The organism is Streptomyces sp. NPDC006012, assembly GCF_042871185.1.
In the GTDB taxonomy this organism is placed as follows: Bacteria; Actinomycetota; Actinomycetes; order Streptomycetales; family Streptomycetaceae; genus Streptomyces.
Genome location: NZ_JBIAIE010000025.1, coordinates 80346 through 100927, shown reverse-complemented (window position 1 = coordinate 100927; position 20582 = coordinate 80346). Strand labels below are relative to the sequence as shown.

Genomic DNA, 20582 nt, shown 5'->3' with positions numbered 1-20582 from the left:
CCGAACCGGTGACCAAATGTCGCCAAATCATCACTGGGCGCTACTCTCACACGCGTGAAGCACTCCACCACCCAACAGACGCGACGCGGTCACCGGGGCCCCGCCCGGCGCATCGGCCGCACCCTCGCCCTAGTCCTGCCCGTCGTCCTGGTGCTTTCCGGGACCCTCGCGGTCACCCGAGTCAACTGGTCGGGGAACCCCGCGAACTCGGTGCTCACCGCGTCGGACGTCACCTCCGCGAGCGGCTCCGTGCGGGCCGTCCCGCGCACGCCGCAGGACGTACTGCGCGACCGGTTGATGGCCGAACTGCAGGAGAAGAACCCGGGCGCGGTCCTCACCCACCTCCAGCAGGCCGTCAACGGCCGCCCGTCACTGGCCAAGCACTGCACCTCCATCGCCCGCGCCCTCGGCCAGGCGGCCGTCCGCATCTACGGCGCCTCGCGCGCACAGTCGTACGCGCGCCCCGTCTGCGACACCTCCTTCGCCTCCGGCGTGCTGACCGCACACAGCTGAGCCGCGGCACCGGCCGCCCGCCGAGCGGCAGCGCCTCGGCAGCCGTCGCTCGACGGGCATGGCCGGACGCTCGTCACCGTCCGGCCATGCCCGGACAAGCGGACGTTGGGAAGTCGGTAACGGCCGTCCAAGAAGCCCGTTGCGACCGGCCATCCCGGTGGGGCACGCCACGTACAGTTCGGGCATGACCGATCCGAACGCCGTGTCGCGCCCCACTCAAGCCGTCATCCTGGCCGGTGGCCAGGGTTCCCGGCTGCGCCCGTACACCGACGACCGGCCCAAGCCGATGGTCGAGATCCCCGGCACGGGCACCCCGATCATCGGCCACCAGCTCACCTGGCTCGCCGAGGAGGGCGTCACGGACGTGGTGGTCTCCTGCGGCCACCTCGCCGAGGTCCTGGAGAAGTGGCTGGACACGGCGGACCTGCCGGTGCGGGTCAACACCGTCGTGGAGAGCGAACCGCTCGGCCGCGGCGGCGGACTGAAGTACGCCGCGGCCCACCTCCCCCACCCGGACCGGTCCTGGTACGCCACCAACGGCGACATCTGGACCCGTTTCTCGCTGCGCGAGATGGCGGACTTCCACACCGAGCGCGACGCCGTCGCCACCCTGGCCCTGGCCCGGCCGCGCATCCCCTGGGGCGCCGTCCAGACGGACGGCTTCGGCCATGTCACCGACTTCATCGAGGCCCCGCCGTCGACCTTCGAGATCAACGCGGGTGTCTACGTCTTCTCGGCGGAGTTCTCCGGACTGCTGCCCGAGCGCGGCGACCACGAGCGCACCACGTTCCCGCATCTGGCCCGCGAACACCGCCTGGCCGGCTACCCGATCCCGCACGGCGCGTACTGGCGTGCCATCGACACCGCGAAGGACCTGACGGAGGCGGCGAAGGAACTCAAGGCGCTGGGCCGCCACTGACGGCGAGCACGGATCATCCACCGGCCGGTCCCCGCGGCGGTTCGACGAGCGGGGGCGGCCGGATCGTCGTCCAGCAGAGCCATCGTCCGCCGGTCATTGCCCGGTGGTCAGTGCCGGGCGGTCAGCCCGGCGGCCGTCGTCCGTCAGTGGTCGGTCGTCTGCCGTCTGTCGTCGCCCGGCAGTCGTCCGGCAGATCGTCCCGCCACCGGGTCATCCCGCCACCGGAGCGCGCACAGCACGTCAAAGGGGTCCGGCACCACTGAAGGTGCCGGACCCCTGTCGTACGCCCGTGTCGTACGTCCATGTCGTACGGCCGTGTCGCGTACGCCTCTGTCGTACGCCCGTGACAGGCGCGACGGGCGGATGTCAGCCCAACAGGCCGCCCACCAGGTGTCCGCCGCCGGACTGGCCCGAGCCGGACGAGCCGCCGCCGTCCGAGCTGCCCGAGCCGGCCGTGCTGCCCGTACCGCCCGACCCGCCGGTCGAACCGCCCGAGCCACCGGTCTGCGTACCGCCGGCGGTGGGGCCCGCGGTGGTGGCGGGGGCCTGGCCGACCGGGGAGTGCGGCTGTGCCGGCGGCCGGCCCACGATGCCCTGGGTCTGGCTCGGCGCACCGCCCACGGCGGCGCCGGAGGAACGGGCCGCACCCGGGGTCGTCGCCGCACCGGACGGTCCGGCACCCGCCGTGGCACCGCCGCTCGGCGCGCTGGACGCCGACGGGCTGGCCGACTGCCGTCGGCCGGGTCCCTCGTCGGGCAGCGGCGCACCGGGCACGTTGTTGCGCGGTGCCTCGCCCGGTCCGGGCACGACCACCCGGCTGGAGTCGCGCACGGCCCCGCCGAGCAGGGAGCCGACGAGCAGGGTGAGCCCCACGGTGACGACGGTGACGAGGGCGCCCCGGCGCAGCACGTGGCGGCGCAGCTCCCAGATGTCGGAGCGGGGCCCGAGGATGCGCCAGGCCCGGCCGGCCAGCCTTCCGTCGACCGAGTAGACGGGCGCACCGGCGATGACCAGCGGCGACCAGGCAGCCAGGTAGATGATGTCGGGCGCGTCGTAGGCGGGTACGGTCTTCCAGCTGACGGTGACGATGAGCGCGGCCGAGAGCCCGGCGCCGACCACCGCGGCGACCCGCTGCCAGCAGCCCAGGATCGTGAGGACGCCCACGACGACCTGGAGGAAGGCGATGACGAGCCCGGAGCCGACCGGGTGCTGGAGGGCGAACTGGCGCAGCGGCTCGGCGACGTCCCAGGGGTGCAGGGTGTTGAGCCACTTCACCATCGAGCCGCGCTTGCCGCCGTCGAAGTAGACGGGGTCGCAGAGCTTGCCCATGCCGGCGTAGACGGAGATGAAGCCGAGGAAGACGCGCAGCGGGAGCAGCACGACGCCGAGGTTCATCCGGCGGCCCGGGTAGTAGGCGTGCCGTGCCGGGTCGTCGCCGTAGCGCTTGCCCGCGGCCTCGCCGCCGGTGCCGGCCGGCTCGTCGAAGTCCTCGAACTCGTCGAACTCCGCGTCGGCGTAGCCGGGTTCGTCGTAGGCACTGCCAACGGTCCGCATGTGCGGCAGGAGTCTGGTCTCGCCGGCGCCGGGCGACGTGCGCTGGTGGCCGACGACCGGCGTCTCCGCGGTCCGGGTCGGGTCGAAGCCCCCGTAACCGTCGTGACCGGTGTGGCCGTCGTAACCGGTGTGGCCGGGGTAGTCGGTGTCGATCCGCGGGATGACCTGGGTGGCCGCTCCGGCGTCGAAGGACGGCTCGTCGGCGTGCCGGACGCTGCCGCCCCGCACCGCCTGGAGCAGCCGGTGGCCGCCGGTGTCGTCGGGGGCCAGCCGGCCGCTCCAGACGACAGGGCGGCGCCGCGGCGCGGCCGGGCCGCGGGCGGGATCCTGGGCGCCCAACTGCCCCGCCGGACGCGGGGATTGGCTACGCCGTGTCGATGCGCCCAGCTGCACGCGGAAGCTCGCGTGATTGACGATGACCTGCGCCGGATCGCTCGGCACCTTCACCATGCTCAGCGCGGGAGCGTCGTCGAATCCCGACGAGCGGTCCCCCGTGGGTGTGCGGGGTGTTCTGGTGTCCACACTCATCTAACCGAGTGACATCGGGTTTGGACACTGTCACGACCCGTCGGATCTGTCCGGACCGCGTCAAGCTTGTCCAGGACGACGGAATGGCACCGGAATTAACCCGTGTGGGTGGACTGACGCACGAGCGTTCAGGCCCGGCGGCGAGCCGTCTCGTACAGCACGATGCCGGCCGCCACACCCGCGTTCAGCGACTCGGCGCCGCCCGGCATCGGGATCCGGACCCGGAAGTCACAGGTATCGCCGACCAGCCGGGACAGGCCCTTGCCCTCGCTGCCGACGACGATCACGACCGGGCTCTCCAGGGCCGCCAGGTCGCCCAGCTCGACGTCCCCGTCGGCGGCGAGACCGACGACCACCATCCCGGCCTTCTTGTACGCCTCCAGGGCGCGGGTCAGGTTGGTGGCGCGGGCGACGGGCGTACGGGCGGCCGTACCGGCGGACGTCTTCCAGGCTCCCGCGGTCATGCCGGCCGCGCGGCGCTCGGGAACCACGACGCCGTGCCCGCCGAAGGCGGAGACGGAGCGGACGACGGCACCGAGGTTGCGCGGGTCGGTCACCCCGTCGAGGGCGACGATCAGCGGGTCCTCGCCCTCGTCGTACGCGGCCTGGGCCAGGTCCTCCGGATGCGCGTACTCGTACGGCGGGACCTGGAGGACCAGGCCCTGGTGGTTGAGGCCGTTCGTCATCCGGTCCAGCTCGGGCCGCGGGGCCTCCATGAGGTTGATGCCGCCGCGCTCGGCGGCGAGTTGCAGCGCCTCGCGGACCCGCTCGTCGTTGTCGATGAACTGCTGGACGTAGAGGGTGGTGGCGGGCACGCCCTCGCGCAGCGCCTCGACGACCGGGTTGCGGCCGACGACCAGTTCGGACGAGGTCCTGCCGCCGCCCCGGCGCTGCTGCGGACGGCCCTGCGCGCGCCGGGACTTCGCCGCGGCGGCGCGCTGCTTGGCGTGCCCCTTGCGCATCTCAGCGGCCGGGGTCGGCCCCTTGCCCTCCAGGCCCCGGCGCCGCTGGCCGCCACTGCCGACCTGCGCGCCCTTCTTGCCGGACATGCGGCGGTTGTTCGCGGCCATGACCCACTACCCGTCTGTTGAAGCGTCGTACGTGTAAAGCGTCGCACGAATGTGTGTATGTACGTCTGTCTGTCTGGTTGCCTGTTTGTCTGGTGCAGTGTGCCCGCCCGGGGCGGGCAGGCACCGACCGGGCCCCGGGGCGGCTCCGTCACCGGTCCCGGGACGCCGGGCGGACCTCAGCGTGGAGCGAGGCTCCAGCGCGGGCCCTGCGGGCTGTCCTCGATGACCAGGCCGGTCTGGTTCAGCTGGTCGCGGATGGCGTCCGCGGTGGCCCAGTCCTTGCGGGCGCGGGCGGACTCGCGCTGGTCGAGGACGAGCCGTACGAGGCTGTCGACCACGCCGTGCAGATCCTCGCCGCGGTCGCCGCCCTCGCCGGCCCAGTGTGCGCCCAGCGGGTCGAGGCCGAGGACGCCGAGCATGGCCCGCACCTCGGCGAGCCGGGCCACGGCCGCCTCCTTGTCATCGGCGGCGAGGGCGGAGTTGCCCTGCCGGACGGTGGTGTGCACGACCGCGAGTGCCTGCGGGACGCCGAAGTCGTCGTCCATCGCCTCGGCGAAGGCGGGCGGCACCTCGGCCGCGGGCTCGACGACTCCCCCGGCCTTCTCGACCACCCGCTGCACGAAGCCCTCGATCCGCGCGAACGCCGACTCGGCCTCGCGCAGCGACTCCTCGCTGTACTCGATCATCGAGCGGTAGTGCGGGGTGCCGAGGTAGTAGCGCAGCACGATCGGCCGCCACTGCCTGACCATCTCGGAGACGAGCACCGAGTTGCCGAGCGACTTGGCCATCTTCTCGCCGGCCATGGTCACCCAGGCGTTGTGCACCCAGTACTGGGCGAAGTCGTCGCCGTACGCCTTGGCCTGGGCGATCTCGTTCTCGTGGTGCGGGAAGATCAGGTCGAGCCCGCCGCCGTGGATGTCGAAGGCACTGCCCAGGTACTTGTGCGCCATGGCGGAGCACTCCAGGTGCCAGCCCGGACGCCCGGGCCCCCACGGCGTCGGCCAGGTCGGCTCGCCGGGCTTGGCGGCCTTCCACATGGCGAAGTCCCGCGCGTCCCGCTTGCCGGTCTCGCCCGTGCCGGCCGGCTGCTGGAGGTTGTCCAACTCCTGCCGGGACAGCTCCAGGTACTGCGGGAAGGACCGTACGTCGAAGTAGACGTTGCCGTCCGCCGCGTAGGCGTGCCCGCGCTCGATGAGGCGCTGCATCATCTCGACCATCTCGGGCACGTGGCCGGTGGCGCGCGGCTCGTAGGTCGGCGGGAGGCATCCGAGGGCGTCATAGCCGTCGTTGAAGGCGCGCTCGTTCTCGTACCCGATCGCCCACCAGGGCCGGCCCTGGTCGTGCGCCTTGGCGATGATCTTGTCGTCGATGTCGGTGACGTTCCTGACGAACGTCACCTCGTAGCCGCGGTACCGGAACCAGCGGCGCATGATGTCGAAGTTGAGGTTCGAGCGGATGTGCCCGATGTGGGGTGCGGCCTGCACGGTGGCGCCGCACAGGTAGATCGAGACACAACCCGGCTTGAGCGGGGTGAAGTCACGGATCTGCCGAGCGCTGGTGTCGTACAGGCGAATGGTCACCACTCCAGGGTAGTGGGCGCGGGCCAGTGCCTCGCGCCCGTTCCGCCCAAAGGGCATGCATTCGTGACCTCGTCCCGGACCGGCCGGCGGGGAGCGGACGAGCGCCGCCGGGCCGCCCGCGCGGAGCCGGACGCGCGGGCCGGAACCCGCCGGTGCGGGGACGTCCGCCGGGGTGCGGACGCCCACCGGCAGGCGGTCATCCGCGACGACTCCGCCCGCGCCCTGGCACGCCCTCAGTCCACCCGCGCGACCAGGGCCGTGGCGATGGCCATCAGTCCCTCGTCCCGGCCCGGGAAGCCCAGGCCGTCGGTGGTCGCACCGGAGACCGTGACCGGGGCCCCGGTCGCGTCCGAGAGGATCTTCTGGGCCTCGTCGCGGCGCTTGCCGATCTTGGGGCGGGCCCCGACGACCTGCACCGCGACATTGCCGATGCGGAAACCGGCGGCGCGCACGATACGGGCCGCCTCGGTCAGCAGGGTGACCCCGGAGGCGCCGGACCACTCGGGGCGCCCGGTGCCGAAGTGCTGCCCCAGGTCACCGAGGCCGGCGGCGGAGAACAGCGCGTTGCACGCGGCGTGGGCGACGACGTCCGCGTCGGAGTGGCCGGCCAGCCCCGGGCCCTCGCCCTCCCACTTCAGGCCCGCGCACCACAGCTCGCGGCCCTCCTCGAAGGCGTGGATGTCGGTGCCGATGCCGACCTGGGGCAGCGGCACCGCCGGCCCGGAAACCGTCGGGTCATGGTCAGAAGCCATCGTTGAGCCTCCTGCGGGCGAGGACCGCCTCGGCGAGCACCAGGTCCAGCGGGCGGGTGACCTTGAACGCCTCCTCGTGGCCGGGAACCACGACGACCCGCTCGCCGAGCTGCTCCACCATGCTCGCGTCGTCGGTCACCTCGCCGGTGACGGTCTCGTGGGCCCGTACCAGCGTCCGGCGGTCGAAGCCCTGCGGCGTCTGCACCGCCCGCAGCCGGGCCCGCGCGGGCGTGGCCACCACCGGCTCGGGCGCTCCCGGCTCGGCGGCGGGCTCGACCTCCTTGACGGTGTCGGCGAGGGGCAGCGCGGGCACGACGGCGTGGGCTCCGTCCCGTACCGCCTCGATCACCGCGTCCACGGTGTCCACCGGCACCAGCGGGCGGGCCGCGTCGTGCACGAGGACCACGCCGTACTCGGGCGGCAGGGCGTCGAGCCCGAGCCGTACGGACTCCTGGCGGGAGTCCCCGCCGGGGACGACCAGGAAGTCCGTCCTCTCCCCGCTGCCGCCGGGGATGCCGCCGCCGGGCAGGCCGTGCGCGTCGAGCAGCGACTTGACCTCGGCGGCGCCGTCCGGCGGGGCCACCACGACCACGAGGGAGACGGCGCGGGATGCCGCGAGCGCGCGGGCCGCGTGGATGAGCATGGGGGTGCCGTTCAGCGTGCGGAGCGCCTTGGGAGCGCCGGGGCCGAGGCGTACGCCCTTGCCGGCGGCCGGAATCACCGCGGCGACCGGGGACGGCGCGGGGGAAGGACGCGAAACGTCAGACATCGGTTCCTGTCAGGTTTGTGTGCTCGGCCTACGTGGGTATGGCCTGGACGAGTGCCGGGCGCGACGCCTTGACCGGACCCTTCCGTGACACCGGTCGAGCCTGCTGCCCGGGCCCGGCACATCAAGTATCCGGGGTTCCCGGGGGTGTGTGTCGGGGCTTTTCCCGGGGTTGCCGGGGGGATTTCCGCTCGGGGTCCGGAGTCGCAGCTCGGGGGTTCCGAGTCGCAGCTCGGGGCTCAGAGTCGTACGGCGGGTCCGCATCGTGCGGTGGGTTCGCGGCATTCAGGGACATCCCATTCAGGGACATCCCGGGACGTCCGCACCGATCTCGGATGCCCCGTCCGCTCCGTGGGAAATCCGCATCCGGGGACGGACATGCCGCAGCGCCCGGCGACGGGAGACCGTCATCGGGCACCGCGGCATTCACCGTGCTGAACTGGGCGGGCGTCGCCTGCCTGGGGTCAGGACGCGAGGACCTCGTCGAGCAGGGTTTCAGCCTTGTCCTCGTTGGTGTTCTCCGCGAGAGCCAGCTCGCTCACCAGGATCTGGCGGGCCTTGGCGAGCATGCGCTTCTCACCGGCGGACAGTCCGCGCTCGCGCTCGCGACGCCACAGGTCGCGCACGACTTCCGCGACCTTGATGACATCGCCGGAGGCGAGCTTCTCCAGATTTGCCTTGTATCGACGCGACCAGTTCGTGGGCTCCTCGGCATACGGCGCGCGCAGCACCTCGAAGACCCGGTCCAGCCCGTCCTGACCGACCACATCACGCACACCCACGAACTCAGCATTGTCCGCTGGCACACGCACCGTCAGGTCACCCTGGGCGACCTTCAGCACCAAGTAGGTCTTGTCCACGCCTTTGATCTGACGAGTTTCGATGGCCTCGATCAGCGCGGCCCCGTGATGGGGATAGACCACGGTGTCGCCAACCTTGAACGTCATGTGACAGGTACCCCTTCCGTGGCTATCCAGGGTAACACGGATACGGCGTCTTCTGAATGGCGTTTTCGCAGGTCAGGGCATATCTCGGGGCTTGACAACTGCGACAGGGACGTGCTTCACGGGGCCATCGGAAGCAGGTATTCGCAGGTCGGAGCACCTCTGCGGGCAATGCGAAACGCGTACGTCACACGCCCCAGGACGCCCCTCCAAGTGGATGAACATACCCATTTGTCCGGTTCCGGGCGTGCGACTTCCGCTACTCCGTTCGGCCTCTCGACCCGGTACGAGACGAATCCAGAATTGATCACAGGTGCCCGGCGGAGGGGTACGTGATCTATATCCGGAGTACTCCTGCATTCCTTCACGGAAAATTTGCGCGGCCGGTTATGTGAATGCCGGACGAGTACCGAGCGAAAGTGACTCACGGGTCACTTGTACGGCGCTGTGACACACCCTGTGGGAGGGACGCGGGACCGCTTGGGGAGGGTCGGGTGCGGGCGCGACGGAACGGCTCGGTAACCTGGGCGCGCTGACAAATACTTAGGGCGGCTTTATCAGGGAGTCGCCCTCCCTGCGTTCAAGGAGTTGCCGCCGCCGTGAGCAGCAGCCTTCGACGCGGCGCCCTCGCCGCCTCCGCCATCGTGTTCCCGATCGCCCTGCTCACCGCCTGCGGCGCCGGCAACAACTCGCAGACCCTGGAGATCAGGCCGGACAACGCGGGGGTGAAGGTCGGCGACATCAAGGTGCAGAACGCGATCGTCGTGACCCAGCCCGACCTGCAGTCCACGGGCCCGGCGGTGGTCGCCGCGACCCTCTTCAACAACGGCGCCACCGACCAGACCCTCCAGTCGATCGCCGTCGCCGGCCTCAACAAGAGCGCCCAGCTCACCCCGGCCAAGGGCCAGTCGCTGACCATTCCGGCGCACGGCTCGCTGATCCTCGGCGGTAAGGGCAACGCCTCCGCCGTGCTGCCCAGCAGCCGCGAAGCGATCCTGGACGGCAACGCCCAGAAGGTCACCTTCACCTTCAGCAAGACCGGTGATGTGAGCCTGCGCGCCCTCGTCGTGCCCGCCGAGCGCTACTTCGCCTCGTGGGGCCCGAGCACGATCCCGTCGCCGTCGGCCACGGCGTCGCCGGCCGCGGGTGCCACCGCGAGCAGCACCGGCAAGCCGTCCGACGACAAGCACTCCACCGCCCCGTCGGCCACGGCCGGGGAGACCGCGTCGGGCGACGCCACCCCGAAGAACCCGACCTCCGGGTCGGTCACGCCGTCCGCCAACTGAGCGGACGCGGCACGGCGAAACGCCGTACGGCGAAGGGCGGCGCCACTCGGGGCGCCGCCCTTCGCCGCGTGTGCGGCAGGTGCGTCAGGTGCATCACGTACATCGGATGCATCCGGTACGGCTCACGGATCGGCGTGGTTCACCACGGCTCGACGTGAGCCATCACGGTCCGGCGCGGTGCACGGCTCGCGTTCCGGCGCGGTGCACCGCGGTCCACGCCTCGCGGTTTACTGCTCGCGGTTTACGGCTCGAACTTGTAGCCCAGGCCGCGGACCGTCACCAGGTAGCGCGGCGCCCCCGGGTCGGGTTCGATCTTGGCGCGCAGCCGCTTGACGTGGACGTCCAGGGTCTTGGTGTCGCCCACGTAGTCGGCGCCCCAGACCCGGTCGATGAGCTGCATCCGGGTCAGCACCCGCCCGGCGTTGCGCAGCAGCATCTCCAGCAGGTCGAACTCCTTGAGCGGCAGGTCGACCTTGGAGCCCGAGACGGTGACCACGTGGCGGTCGACGTCCATCCGGACCGGGCCGGCCTCCAGGGCCGCCGGAGTGACCTCCTCCGGCTCACCGCGGCGGCGCAGCACGGCGCGGATCCGGGCGACCAGCTCACGCGAGGAGAACGGCTTGGTGACGTAGTCATCGGCTCCTATTTCCAGCCCGACAACTTTGTCGATCTCACTGTCCTTGGCGGTCACCATGATCACCGGGACGTTGGAGCGGCCGCGCAGCTGGCGGCAGACCTCCGTGCCGGGCAGGCCCGGCAGCATCAGGTCGAGGAGGACGAGATCGGCGCCGTTGCGCTCGAACTCGTCGAGTCCGTCGGGGCCGGTGGCCGCGACGGCGACCTCGAAGCCCTCCTTGCGGAGCATGTACGACAGGGCGTCGGAGAAGGACTCCTCGTCCTCGACGACGAGCACTCGGGTCACGGAAGGACCTCCGGGGCGGAAAGCGTTTCGTACGCGGTCGGGTCGGGGGTTGGGGACTGCCCGTCCTCTTCGTCGAGGTCGGGGTGGAGCAGAGCACGGTCGCGGGCGACGCCCGCCTCCGGCAGCCTCAGAGTGAACGTGGAGCCCTGGCCTTCGGCGCTCCACACCGTGACCTCCCCGCCGTGCGAGGCGACCACGTGCTTGACGATCGCGAGACCCAGGCCGGTACCACCGGTGGCCCGGGAGCGGGCCGGGTCGACGCGGTAGAAGCGCTCGAAGATGCGCTCCTTGTCCTTGTCGGAGATGCCGATGCCCTGGTCGGTCACGGCGAGTTCGATCATGTCGCCGCCCGATCCGCTGATCCGGCGGGCGGCTATGCCCACGCGGGTGCGGGCCGGGGAGTAGTTGACGGCGTTCTCGACGAGGTTGCCGAGGGCGGCGGCGAGCTGCCCTCGATTCCCCCAGACGTGCAGGTCGGCGGTGCCGCCCGCGGCCATGGTGATCTGCTTGGTGCCGGCCTGGTGGCGGCAGCGGTCGATGGCCTCGGCGACCAGTTCGTCGACCCGGACCGGCTCGGCGTCCTCCAGCGGGTCGTCGTTCTGCACCCGGGACAGGTCGATCAGCTCCTGCACCAGGTTGGTCAGCCGCGTCGCCTCGATCTGCATGCGGCCCGCGAAGCGCTGCACGGCCTCCGGGTCGTCCGAGGCGTCCATGACGGCCTCCGACAGCAGGGAGAGCGCGCCGACCGGGGTCTTCAGCTCATGGCTGACGTTGGCGACGAAGTCGCGCCGTACCGCCTCGATGCGGCGGGCCTCGGTGAGGTCCTCGACGAGCAGCAGCACCAGCCGCGACCCGAGCGGGGCCACCCGGGCGGAGACGGCCAGGGCCTCGCCCCGGCCGCTGCCGCGCCGCGGAAGATCCAGTTCGACCTGGCGTATCTCACCGTCGCGCCGGGTGTCGCGGGCCATCTGGCGCATGGGTTCGATGGACAGCTTGCCGCCGCGCACCAGGCCCAGGGCGTACGCCGCCGAGCTGGCCTTGACGACGGCGTCCGCCTCGTCGAGGACGACGGCGGAGGAGCGGAGCACGGACAGGACGGTGTCCACGCCCGGCGGAAGCACCGGGTCCGTGTGCAGCGAGGTCCGTGTCGGGCGCTTCTGCTCCCGTTCGCTCCAGCGGAACGCCAGCATGGCGATCACGCCGGTGAGCACCCCGGCGATCGCTGCTGCTGCGGCGACCGCCGCGTTCACGTCCATGCACCCAGGTTAGGCATGGGGTACGACATGACCACAGCCGTCGGAGTGCGACCTCCGACACTCGTCGCCCAGAGTTCACCTTGGAGCCAGTATTGGTTCATTTGGGGTGGAAGAAAGCGACGGGTACAGGCCGGAACGTGGGAACGTGGGGTTCGGCACCGCTGGTTTTCATGACCGGTTTCCTGACCGGTTCCATGACCGGTTTCACGACGGGCCCCGGCCCGGACCCGAAGGATACGTAGGAGAGGGAGCCCCTGATGCGGGACGCGTACCACGAGGAACTTGACTCGATCGTAGACGGACTGGTCGAGATGGCCCGGCTCGTCGGGTCGGCTATCGGACGCGCCACGACGGCGATCCTCGACTCCGACCTGAAGCTGGCCGAGAACGTGATCGAGGCCGACCAGAAGGTCGACGAACTCCACCACGACCTCGAAGCGCGGGCCATAGCGCTGCTGGCCCGGCAGCAGCCGGTGGCCACCGACCTCCGGGTCGTCGTCACGTCGCTGCGCATGTCCGCCGACCTGGAGCGCTCCGGCGACCTGGCCCAGCACGTGGCCAAGCTCACCCGGCTGCGCTTCCCGGCGCGCGCGATCCCGCAGGACCTGCACGCCACGATCCTGGAGATGGGCCAGCTCGCGCAGCGGCTGATGGCGAAGGCGGCCGAGGTCATCGTCACCAAGGACATCGACCTGGCGCTCCAGCTGGAGCAGGACGACGACGACATGGACCTCCTGCACCGCACCCTCTTCCAGCACCTGATGGACGACCGCTGGAAGCACGGCATAGAGACCGCCGTGGACGTCACCCTGCTGGGCCGCTACTACGAGCGGTACGCCGACCACGCGGTGGCCGTCGCCAAGCGGGTGGTGTTCCTCGTGACGGGCGAGCACGCGGACGAGTTGCAGGCGGAGATCCAGCCGGTGACGGGGGTCGAGGGCCCCTGACCCCCGGGGCCGGGCCCGTGCCCGGCGGGGCGCTCGGACGTTTCCGCCCAGGGCACACGGGCGCCTCCGTGCGCCGTTGATGCGCCCGAGGAAACGGGCATGGAATGGGCAAAGGCACGACGCTCCAGCCGCCAGGCCCCCAGGAGGTACCCATGGCCGAATCGCCCAGCACCACGCCCGATCCCACTCAGGAGCGCGAGACCGACCAGCCCGCCGAGATCAGGAACCTCCCGCTTTTCGGCGCGTGCGGTTGCGGCTCGGGCTGCGGCTGCGGCTGCCAGTCGGGCAACCCCTGCCAGTGCGGCTGACGGCAGCCGCCGTCGCACCCCGCGGCCGACCGGCCGCAGCGGAGCGTCGTTCGGTCGCCGTCAGCGCGAAGGGCCTCGGTGAGACATGCCACCGGGGCCCTTCCGCACGACGGGACCGCACGTCGGGACCCGCCCGCCGCCGCCCGCTTCTCGGTTCCGCTTACCGCTTCCCGCTTGCCGCTTGCCGCTTCCCGCCGCCCGCATGCCGCTCTGCCTTCCGCACGTAGAGCTTCCGCATGGAGAGTTTCCGCACCGCGAGGCTCCGCACCGCGAGCTGCCGCACGAGGGAGCGTCCTGTTCGCAGCGGTATCGCTCATCCGCGAACTCCGCCGACCCGGTGACGTACGAGATGTCCGCACCGCACGACAGGATCCCTCAGTGCTGTAACGCATGTAACGAGCGTGTCTTAACGCTCCCTTCCTCCAAACTCACCTGACCATCGGGCCATCACAACGGTCGGAAAGCCCGGAGCAGGAAGCCTTACAGAGGAGATAACCATGCGTGGTCGGAAGATCTCGGTGCTCGCCCTTGCCGCCATCGCCGCCAGCCTGTCGCTCACGGCATGCAACGGCAGCGGAGTCACCGCCTCGTCGTCCGCCACCGGTTCGTCCGTCGCCACGAGCACCGCGCAGCCGGGCAAGTCCACCGACAAGAGCGGCCAGGGCTCCACCGGCACGACGTCGGGCTCTGCCAACGAGTCCGGGACGAAGTGCACGGACCAGCTCGACTACGCGGGAGACCCGAGGCCCAACGCCGAAATCAACTCCATCGGCGAGCAGACCGGCACCTGCCCGACGCCGGAAGCCGACAGCGCGCCGTCCACGGACAGCACGCCGGAGGGCGAGCCCGCGAAGTGCACCAACCAGCTCGACTACGCCGATGACCCCCGGTCCAACGCCGAGATCAACTCCATCGGCCAGGACACCGGCGACTGCCCGGCGCCGGAGTCGGCGGACGGCACCCCGACCGGCAGCCCCCAGCCCGCGAAGTGCACCAACCAGCTCGACTACGCCGGAGACTCCCGCTCCAACGCCGAGATCAACTCCATCGGCGAGGACACCGGCTACTGCCCGCCGGTTCAGAAGGGCTGAACGGACCGGGCCGCGGTTCGCTCCCGTCCCGTACGAACGACGTAACCAGCACGACGCAAAGCCCCCTTCCGGCGGAGCATTCGCTTCCGCAGGCGGGGGGCTTGGTCGTGCTCCGGGCTACTTCCGCTGTCCCCGGGGCGCCAGGCCGTCGAGCAGGGCGTGGAGGCCGAACTCGAAGGTCTCGTCAGGGGCGGCCGCGTATTCGGCCGCCGCCTGGGTCTCCAGCCGGGCGCGCAGGCGCGGGTACCGCAGGGCGATGTCCCGCGCCTTGGCCATGGCCTCGTGGAACTGTTCTGCGGCAGGGGTGCCGTCCTCGTTGAGCTTGCGGGTGAGCGAGGCGGTCGCGGCGATGCCGGCCGCGTTGCCGAGGACGTAGGTGAAGACCGTGGCCGCGGCCTGGTCGGCCTGGGCGCCGGTGAAGCCGGCGGCCTCATAGACGGCCAGGCTGTGGTCGTCGTGGCGGGCCTTGCCCTCGCCGTAGACGACGTGTGCGGCGAAGACCTGCACCAGCCAGGGGTGCCGGACGAACATCCCGTACAGGTCCGTGGCCATGGCGGAGGCCGCGGTGCGACAGTCGACCGCGTCCAGATCGGGCAGCTTGAGCTCGCCCCACACCTGGTCGGTGGCGAGCAGAACGAGATTGTCCTTGTTCTTCACATGCCAGTACACGGCCGTGGCGGCGGAGTCGAGCCGTTTGCCCAGGGCGCGCATGTTCAGACCTTCGAGGCCGTCGGCGTCCAGGAGCTCGATGGCAGTGCGGACGATCTGGTCACGGGTAAGCGTGTCGCGGGGCATGACCTCACGGTACGCAGCCTCTTGCACAAAGTTCAAGCAGGGACTTGCACAGCGCTCAAGTAGCGGTCTACCGTCCTTCTCGACAGCCGGTTGAACTTAGTTCAAGTCGAAGGAGAGTCCCATGAACGCCCTCGCCGCCATCATGCAGTTGCTCGTCGCCGCCGCCTTCGTCAGCATCCCGGTGGTCCGGCACCGCTTCGGTCCCGCCGCAAAGGCCGCCGCCGTGGCCGAACTCCGCCGCCAGACCGTCCGTCCGGAGGTGCTGGAGGAGAACAAGCTCCGGTTCGACGCCGGCGGCCACGAGACCGCGGCTCCGGCGGCCGTCGCCGCGGTGATGGCCGTCACCGCCGCCCTGAACTTCGCCGGCTCCGATCTGGCCCAGCTGCTGACCTGGATCTTCTCCGCACTGGTCCTGTTGATGAATGCGGCGATCGTCTACAGCAACCTCACCGCGGTGAAGTCCGTGGAGGCCGCCTTCCGCCGCAAGGGCGACCCGGAACTGGCCCGCGTCGAGGTCGCCCCCTTCCTCCAGGCCGCCGAGGCCGCTTTCCCCCGCTGGGTGCGCGCCCAGACCTACCTGCGCAACACCGTGGTCTTCGGCGGCTCCGCCGTCGCCCTGGTCGCCGTCTCCCTTGTCTGAGCAGCACACGTCACCCAGGTCCCAGACCACGGGGAAACTTCATCCCCGTGGTTCCCCGCAGGATCTGGCACGCGAATGGCAAGACCTGTTCGCTTCGGAGAACCTGGCAGGAACTCGGTCTTGGAGTTCTGTCCCTCAGCCGACGACAGTTAGCCACGATGGCGGGTGCGTCGACCAAGCAGGCGCGCGCGTGTCAGGGCGCCCACCACCGGACCCCAGCCACGTTGCCCGGTCACGTCGGTGAGAGCAACTCGCGACGGCGGAACCGTGGCGGCGAGGCATTGGGCGCTTTCACGTGAGCCCGTTGTTCCCCGCTCTATCTGGTGCGCTTGTGGCGCAGTGGCCGCACCCTGCTGCGAGCGCTTGCGTCTGCGGACGTAAGCTGCGGCGCGAGGGGGGATCGGTGAAGCGTGGCGTAGTGATGCGCGGTCTGCGGTTCGGCCTGGTTGTCGGATGGGTCTGCGCGCTGGGCTGGGGCGCCGTGTGGACGGCTGGCGTGATGGCTGCGTTGATGCTGGGGCACTGGCACGACGTGCCTTCGACTCTCGTCTCCGGAGTGATCCTCGTTGGCGGCAGCCAGTTCGTGGGTGCGGTGCTGGGTCTGCTGCTCGGCGCGACATTGACGGTTGCGCCCGGCTGGCTGACCTCTCACTGGCTGCTTCGCGGGCTTCTGGCGGGAGTTGTTGCCGGGACGCTCTTCCTCGGCGAGGTCGTGGTCAGCATGGAGGGCGGCATCCTGCCGATGCTATTGATGATCGTGGGCATCCCGGTGGTTGGCGCGGTAGCAGCTGCGTGCAGTGGTGACATCGCAGGAAGGACCCGTCACCATGCCTGGTTGTGGCGACGCACGCTTCTGTGTGCTGACGTTCGAGCACTCGCCAGGCGCGGGAGGCTTCGTGCCGTGGTTGAGCGGCTGTGGAACTGATACCCACCACCTCAGCATTGGGCCGCTCCCGGAGTCGACCGCCCCAGCTGCGACGTACCCACTTCTTCGGCTTCAGGCGGCTGACTGCTGTGCGCGCGGCACGGGCGCCGGCCGGGGCTGGAGCCGGACGGAGACAGGAGCGCAGGCCCGGCCGGGGGCCCGGCCGCGCGCGGGGAGCGGAGCGAGCCGCCCCGAGGGCAACTCGGTAGCCGGTGAGCATGGAGTCGAGGTGCTGCAAGGACTGGTGGCGTACCCACATGCCCGGACGGAGCCGTACTTCCTCCAGGAAGCCATAGACGTCGCTGAGTTCCCCGAGTTGCCTGCGGCTTGCGACAGGGCGAGATCCTTGGCGTAGCCGTGACACGGTCGACTTCGAGTCAGAGACGCTGCATGTGGTCCAGCAGCTCAAACTGAGCCGAAGCAAAGCCGTGTTCGCTCCGCCCAGGAGGGGCAAGCTGCGGGGCGTTCCGCTGCCTGGTCCGGTCGCCGACGCACTCCGGGCGCACATGAAGCAGTACCCGCCGGTCGAGATCACCTTGCCGTGGAAGGTGGCCGATGGACCTCCGGTGACCAAGCAACTGATCTTCACCGGGCCTCGGGGTGGGCACGTCTGGCGTACGTCGCTCAACGAGGAGGTATGGAAGCGGGCACTGGCCTCGGCCGGTGTGATCCCCGAGCGAGAGCCGGGCGGGTCGTACGTGGAGTCGCGCGAGAACGGCATGCACGCTCTCCGACACTTCTACGCCTCGGTGCTCCTGGACGCCGGGGAGAACATCAAGGCCCTGGCCGAGTACCTGGGCCACTCGGACCCAGGCTTGACGCTCCGCGTGTACGCGCACCTCATGCCGTCGAGTCAGGAGCGCACCCGCAAGGCTGTGGCCGCCATCCGACAAGCAATGCGATAGGCAATGCGATAGGCAATGCGATAGGCAAGGCGATAGGCAAGGTGAATGCAATGCGACAAGCAATGCGACAAGCAATGCGAAAGCAAGACGCCTTCACCTGAAAGGTCTGGATAGAACCCCGAAAGCTCCGAAAGAGCACCTCAACCGACTGGCCACGCGATTATCGATCGATACCCCGTCGGGGCATGTCACGAATTTGGAGCGCCAGATGATCCGTGGTTAAGTTCTCTTCACGGATTGGAAAGGCCGCCCCCGTTGCACCGGAGACGGCCCCATCTCCATCCATGCTCGGAAAACCTGCGATCGGCTCCTCAAGGCGATGGAGAACACAAGCATGCCACGATTCGGATTGACCATCGACGTCTGGCCTCGAGATCTGCCGTTCTCACTGCTGGGAGTGGCGGTGGCGGGGTACGCCCTCTGGACCGACGTTCCCGCCGAAATCGCCGACCCCGTGGCGCTGTTGATCGTCTTCGACATCCGCATCCGCCGCTCGCGCCGACGCATCTGACGACCAGCCGAAGCACCTGGCGGCCCAGAGACGGCCCAGCCCCACCAAAAAGCCCCCGCCCTGCCAAGAAACAGCAGGTCGGGGGCTTGCTAGTGTCGCGTTACTTCTTCTTCCCCTGATTCTTGACCGCCTCGATGGCCGCCGCCGCTGCCTCCGGGTCGAGGTACGTGCCGCCCGGGTTGAGGGGCTTGAAGTCGGCGTCGAGTTCGTAGGCCAGGGGGATGCCCGTGGGGATGTTCAGGCCCGCGATGTCCTCGTCCGAGATGCCGTCGAGGTGCTTGACCAGAGCGCGCAGGCTGTTGCCGTGGGCGGCGACCAGGACCGTGCGGCCGGCCAGCAGGTCGGGGACGATGCCGTCGTACCAGTAGGGGAGCATGCGGACGACGACGTCCTTCAGGCACTCCGTGCGCGGGCGCAGCTCCGGCGGGATGGAGGCGTAGCGGGGGTCGTCCGACTGGGAGAACTCCGTGCCGTCCGCCAGCGGGGGCGGCGGGGTGTCGTACGAGCGGCGCCACAGCATGAACTGCTCCTCGCCGAACTCGGCGAGGGTGGCGGCCTTGTCCTTGCCCTGGAGGGCGCCGTAGTGGCGCTCGTTCAGGCGCCAGGAGCGGTGGACCGGGATCCAGTGGCGGTCGGCGGCCTCCAGTGCGAGCTGCGCGGTGCGGATCGCGCGCTTCTGGAGGGAGGTGTGGACCACGTCGGGAAGAAGGTCGGCGTCCTTCAGCAGCTCGCCGCCGCGGACCGCCTCCTTCTCGCCCTTCTCGTTGAGGTTGACGTCCACCCAGCCGGTGAACAGGTTCTTCGCGTTCCACTCGCTCTCGCCGTGACGGAGCAGGATCAGCTTGTACGGTGCGTCGGCCATGCCCCAGAGCGTAATCGACGCATTCGAACGGTCGCCGAAGCGCCCGGAAGCCGGACGGTTGACGGCATCTGCTAATCGAGTGGCCGCCACCGGACGTCGCCTCGTAAGTTATGCGCAGTGCTTGGGGTACTTACACGAAGTGCCGGCATCCGGGGGGGGCCGTCCATGTCCGTCGCATCGTTCAGACGTGCCGCCCGGGAGTCCGTCTCCGGGCTGCCGCGCGCCTTCTGGTGGCTGTGGACCAGCACCCTCGTCAACCGGCTCGGCAGCTTCGTCGCCACCTACATGGCGCTCTATCTGACCGTGAACCAGGGGTACAGCGCGGCCTACGCGGGCCTCGTCGCCTCGCTGCACGGGCTGGGCGGGGTCGTCTCGGCGCTCGGCGGGGGCGTGATGACCGACCGGCTGGGGCGGCGGCCGACGCTGCTGATCGCCCAGTCGGCCACCGCCGGCTCGGTGGCGCTGCTCGGGTTCATGCACCATCCCGTCGCCATCGCCGCCGTCGCCTTCCTCGTCGGTATGGCCGCCACCGCCTCGCGGCCCGCGGTGCAGGCGATGATGGCGGACATCGTCCGGCCCGAGGACCGGGTAAGGGCGTTCTCATTGAACTACTGGGCGGTCAACCTCGGCTTCGCCGTCTCCTCCATGGCGGCGGGCTTCATCGCCGAGGTCAGCTACCTGGCCGGCTTCCTGATCGAGGGGGGCATGACGGCTCTCTGCGCGGTCGTCATCTTCGTCAAGCTGCCCGAGTCGCGGCCGGACCGGGCCGCGGACGGCGCGGACGGCAAGGACGCCGTGCCGGCCGCCGGGGACGGCGTGAGTCTGCGGAGCGTGCTGCGCGACGGGCGGTTCATGGCCGTGGTCGGGCTGTCCTTCCTCGTCGCGGTCGTCTTCCAGCAGGGCTCGGTCGGGCTGCCGGTGGCGATGGGGGCGGCCGGGTTCTCGCCCGCCGACTACGGCATGGCGATCGCCGTCAACGGCGCGCTGATCGTCGCCCTGCAGATCCCCGTGACCCGGTTCATCGAGCACCGGGACCCGAGGTGGCTCCTCGTGGTCTCCTCGCTGGTGACCGGGTACGGCTTCGGGCTCACCGCGTTCGCCGGTTCGGTCGGCGTGTTCGCGCTCACCGTGTGCGTGTGGACGCTCGCCGAGATCGTGAACGCGCCCACCCAGACGGGCCTGGTGGTGCGGCTCTCGCCGGTGCACGGGCGCGGTCGCTACCAGGGCATGTACACCCTGTCCTGGTCCGTCGCCGCGCTGGTCGCCCCCTTGATGTCCGGCCTGGTCATCGACCGTTTCGGCGCCCGGTGGCTGTGGGCGATGTGCGCCGTCGTGGGTACGGTGGCGGCGCTCGGGTACGGGCTGCTGATGCGGCGCCTGCCGCCCGAGCGGCCCACGCCGCCCGCGCCCGCCCCCGCCGGCCAGGAGCCCGGGGTCCGCGCGGCCTGACCGGGGCGGCGACCGGGCCCGGGCCCGGCGCGGCTCACGGGTGCGGGTGCGCGCCCTTG

At 70.5% G+C, this 20582-nt stretch carries 20 protein-coding genes and 1 pseudogene; 11 read left to right on the top strand and 10 right to left on the bottom strand.

The window, feature by feature from the left end:
* The first annotated feature begins 54 nt into the window (after positions 1–54).
* Together ACFYPJ_RS31500 and ACFYPJ_RS31495 are read left to right on the top strand one after the other, a co-directional pair.
* Complete coding sequence (locus ACFYPJ_RS31500) at positions 55–513, top strand: hypothetical protein (protein ID WP_389024588.1); 459 nt, start codon at positions 55–57, stop codon at positions 511–513.
* A 184-nt stretch (positions 514–697) separates the two neighbouring features.
* Positions 698–1432, top strand: coding sequence for an NDP-sugar synthase (locus ACFYPJ_RS31495; RefSeq protein WP_389024585.1), 735 nt, complete (start codon positions 698–700; stop codon positions 1430–1432).
* A gap of 366 nt (positions 1433–1798) precedes the next feature.
* Here the strand turns inward: ACFYPJ_RS31495 and ACFYPJ_RS31490 are convergent, their stop codons facing one another.
* The 6 genes from ACFYPJ_RS31490 to ACFYPJ_RS31465 all read right to left on the bottom strand — a co-directional run bounded on the left by ACFYPJ_RS31490 (position 1799) and on the right by ACFYPJ_RS31465 (position 8629).
* Positions 1799–3514, bottom strand: a complete 1716-nt coding sequence (locus tag ACFYPJ_RS31490; protein ID WP_389024583.1) for a DoxX family membrane protein — start codon at positions 3512–3514, stop codon at positions 1799–1801.
* A gap of 128 nt (positions 3515–3642) precedes the next feature.
* Complete coding sequence (gene rlmB, locus ACFYPJ_RS31485; RefSeq protein WP_389024580.1) at positions 3643–4584, bottom strand: 23S rRNA (guanosine(2251)-2'-O)-methyltransferase RlmB; 942 nt, start codon at positions 4582–4584, stop codon at positions 3643–3645.
* A 176-nt stretch (positions 4585–4760) separates the two neighbouring features.
* Complete coding sequence (gene cysS, locus ACFYPJ_RS31480; RefSeq protein ID WP_389024578.1) at positions 4761–6164, bottom strand: cysteine--tRNA ligase; 1404 nt, start codon at positions 6162–6164, stop codon at positions 4761–4763.
* Between the two features lie 233 nt (positions 6165–6397).
* The gene (gene ispF, locus ACFYPJ_RS31475; protein WP_389024575.1) at positions 6398–6916 is read right to left on the bottom strand and encodes a 2-C-methyl-D-erythritol 2,4-cyclodiphosphate synthase; all 519 of its coding nucleotides are present in this window, start codon (positions 6914–6916) and stop codon (positions 6398–6400) included.
* On the bottom strand, positions 6906–7685 hold the full coding sequence (gene ispD / locus ACFYPJ_RS31470; protein WP_389024572.1) for a 2-C-methyl-D-erythritol 4-phosphate cytidylyltransferase: 780 nt from the start codon (positions 7683–7685) through the stop codon (positions 6906–6908). The genes ispF and ispD overlap by 11 nt, the downstream gene beginning before the upstream one ends.
* Positions 7686–8146: 461 nt before the next feature.
* On the bottom strand, positions 8147–8629 hold the full coding sequence (locus tag ACFYPJ_RS31465; protein ID WP_010472787.1) for a CarD family transcriptional regulator: 483 nt from the start codon (positions 8627–8629) through the stop codon (positions 8147–8149).
* Between the two features lie 596 nt (positions 8630–9225).
* Between ACFYPJ_RS31465 and ACFYPJ_RS31460 the strand changes: the two genes are divergently transcribed.
* Positions 9226–9912: a DUF461 domain-containing protein gene (locus ACFYPJ_RS31460; RefSeq protein WP_389024569.1), complete on the top strand. Its 687-nt coding sequence runs from the start codon at positions 9226–9228 to the stop codon at positions 9910–9912.
* 241 nt (positions 9913–10153) lie between these two features.
* Here the strand turns inward: ACFYPJ_RS31460 and ACFYPJ_RS31455 are convergent, their stop codons facing one another.
* Both ACFYPJ_RS31455 and ACFYPJ_RS31450 read right to left on the bottom strand, forming a co-directional pair.
* On the bottom strand, positions 10154–10834 hold the full coding sequence (locus ACFYPJ_RS31455) for a response regulator transcription factor (RefSeq protein WP_010358452.1): 681 nt from the start codon (positions 10832–10834) through the stop codon (positions 10154–10156).
* Positions 10831–12090, bottom strand: a complete 1260-nt coding sequence (locus ACFYPJ_RS31450) for a sensor histidine kinase (protein ID WP_389024566.1) — start codon at positions 12088–12090, stop codon at positions 10831–10833. The genes ACFYPJ_RS31455 and ACFYPJ_RS31450 overlap by 4 nt, the downstream gene beginning before the upstream one ends.
* 257 nt (positions 12091–12347) lie before the next feature.
* On the opposite strand from ACFYPJ_RS31450, the gene phoU reads away from it, so the two are divergent.
* The 3 genes from phoU to ACFYPJ_RS31435 all read left to right on the top strand — a co-directional run bounded on the left by phoU (position 12348) and on the right by ACFYPJ_RS31435 (position 14436).
* A complete protein-coding gene (gene phoU / locus ACFYPJ_RS31445; RefSeq protein ID WP_389024564.1) occupies positions 12348–13037 on the top strand; it encodes a phosphate signaling complex protein PhoU in 690 nt (229 codons plus the stop codon).
* Positions 13038–13189: 152 nt separating this feature from the next.
* Positions 13190–13345: a hypothetical protein gene (locus ACFYPJ_RS31440; protein ID WP_389024561.1), complete on the top strand. Its 156-nt coding sequence runs from the start codon at positions 13190–13192 to the stop codon at positions 13343–13345.
* A gap of 497 nt (positions 13346–13842) precedes the next feature.
* On the top strand, positions 13843–14436 hold the full coding sequence (locus tag ACFYPJ_RS31435; protein WP_389024558.1) for a hypothetical protein: 594 nt from the start codon (positions 13843–13845) through the stop codon (positions 14434–14436).
* Positions 14437–14553: 117 nt separating this feature from the next.
* Here the strand turns inward: ACFYPJ_RS31435 and ACFYPJ_RS31430 are convergent, their stop codons facing one another.
* Entirely contained in the window at positions 14554–15231 is a 678-nt protein-coding gene (locus ACFYPJ_RS31430; RefSeq protein ID WP_389024555.1) for a TetR/AcrR family transcriptional regulator C-terminal domain-containing protein, read from the bottom strand.
* A gap of 121 nt (positions 15232–15352) precedes the next feature.
* Here ACFYPJ_RS31430 and ACFYPJ_RS31425 point away from each other — a divergent pair, with 121 nt between their 5' ends.
* The 4 genes and pseudogenes from ACFYPJ_RS31425 (at position 15353) to ACFYPJ_RS31410 (ending at position 18212) form a co-directional block, all read left to right on the top strand.
* Complete coding sequence (locus ACFYPJ_RS31425) at positions 15353–15871, top strand: hypothetical protein (RefSeq protein ID WP_389024552.1); 519 nt, start codon at positions 15353–15355, stop codon at positions 15869–15871.
* A 403-nt stretch (positions 15872–16274) separates the two neighbouring features.
* Positions 16275–16796, top strand: a complete 522-nt coding sequence (locus ACFYPJ_RS31420; protein ID WP_389024549.1) for a hypothetical protein — start codon at positions 16275–16277, stop codon at positions 16794–16796.
* 321 nt (positions 16797–17117) lie between these two features.
* A pseudogene (locus ACFYPJ_RS31415) lies at positions 17118–17701 on the top strand (tyrosine-type recombinase/integrase); the annotation flags it as partial.
* Positions 17702–18035: 334 nt separating this feature from the next.
* Positions 18036–18212, top strand: a complete 177-nt coding sequence (locus ACFYPJ_RS31410) for a hypothetical protein (protein WP_389024546.1) — start codon at positions 18036–18038, stop codon at positions 18210–18212.
* Between the two features lie 100 nt (positions 18213–18312).
* Here the strand turns inward: ACFYPJ_RS31410 and ACFYPJ_RS31405 are convergent, their stop codons facing one another.
* Complete coding sequence (locus ACFYPJ_RS31405; protein WP_389024543.1) at positions 18313–19074, bottom strand: phosphoglyceromutase; 762 nt, start codon at positions 19072–19074, stop codon at positions 18313–18315.
* 165 nt (positions 19075–19239) lie between these two features.
* Between ACFYPJ_RS31405 and ACFYPJ_RS31400 the strand changes: the two genes are divergently transcribed.
* A complete protein-coding gene (locus tag ACFYPJ_RS31400; RefSeq protein ID WP_389024540.1) occupies positions 19240–20523 on the top strand; it encodes an MDR family MFS transporter in 1284 nt (427 codons plus the stop codon).
* Positions 20524–20582 lie beyond the last annotated feature (59 nt).

Coding starts and splice junctions, on each gene's coding strand:
- ACFYPJ_RS31495 (WP_389024585.1), top strand. CDS start 698: ATGACCGATCCGAACGCCGTGTCGCGCCCCACTCAAGCCGTCATCCTG.
- ACFYPJ_RS31490 (WP_389024583.1), bottom strand. CDS start 3,514: ATGAGTGTGGACACCAGAACACCCCGCACACCCACGGGGGACCGCTCG.
- rlmB (WP_389024580.1), bottom strand. CDS start 4,584: ATGGCCGCGAACAACCGCCGCATGTCCGGCAAGAAGGGCGCGCAGGTC.
- ispF (WP_389024575.1), bottom strand. CDS start 6,916: ATGGCTTCTGACCATGACCCGACGGTTTCCGGGCCGGCGGTGCCGCTG.
- ispD (WP_389024572.1), bottom strand. CDS start 7,685: ATGTCTGACGTTTCGCGTCCTTCCCCCGCGCCGTCCCCGGTCGCCGCG.
- ACFYPJ_RS31465 (WP_010472787.1), bottom strand. CDS start 8,629: ATGACGTTCAAGGTTGGCGACACCGTGGTCTATCCCCATCACGGGGCC.
- ACFYPJ_RS31450 (WP_389024566.1), bottom strand. CDS start 12,090: ATGGACGTGAACGCGGCGGTCGCCGCAGCAGCAGCGATCGCCGGGGTG.
- phoU (WP_389024564.1), top strand. CDS start 12,348: ATGCGGGACGCGTACCACGAGGAACTTGACTCGATCGTAGACGGACTG.
- ACFYPJ_RS31440 (WP_389024561.1), top strand. CDS start 13,190: ATGGCCGAATCGCCCAGCACCACGCCCGATCCCACTCAGGAGCGCGAG.
- ACFYPJ_RS31435 (WP_389024558.1), top strand. CDS start 13,843: ATGCGTGGTCGGAAGATCTCGGTGCTCGCCCTTGCCGCCATCGCCGCC.
- ACFYPJ_RS31430 (WP_389024555.1), bottom strand. CDS start 15,231: ATGCCCCGCGACACGCTTACCCGTGACCAGATCGTCCGCACTGCCATC.
- ACFYPJ_RS31425 (WP_389024552.1), top strand. CDS start 15,353: ATGAACGCCCTCGCCGCCATCATGCAGTTGCTCGTCGCCGCCGCCTTC.
- ACFYPJ_RS31410 (WP_389024546.1), top strand. CDS start 18,036: ATGCCACGATTCGGATTGACCATCGACGTCTGGCCTCGAGATCTGCCG.
- ACFYPJ_RS31405 (WP_389024543.1), bottom strand. CDS start 19,074: ATGGCCGACGCACCGTACAAGCTGATCCTGCTCCGTCACGGCGAGAGC.
- ACFYPJ_RS31400 (WP_389024540.1), top strand. CDS start 19,240: ATGTCCGTCGCATCGTTCAGACGTGCCGCCCGGGAGTCCGTCTCCGGG.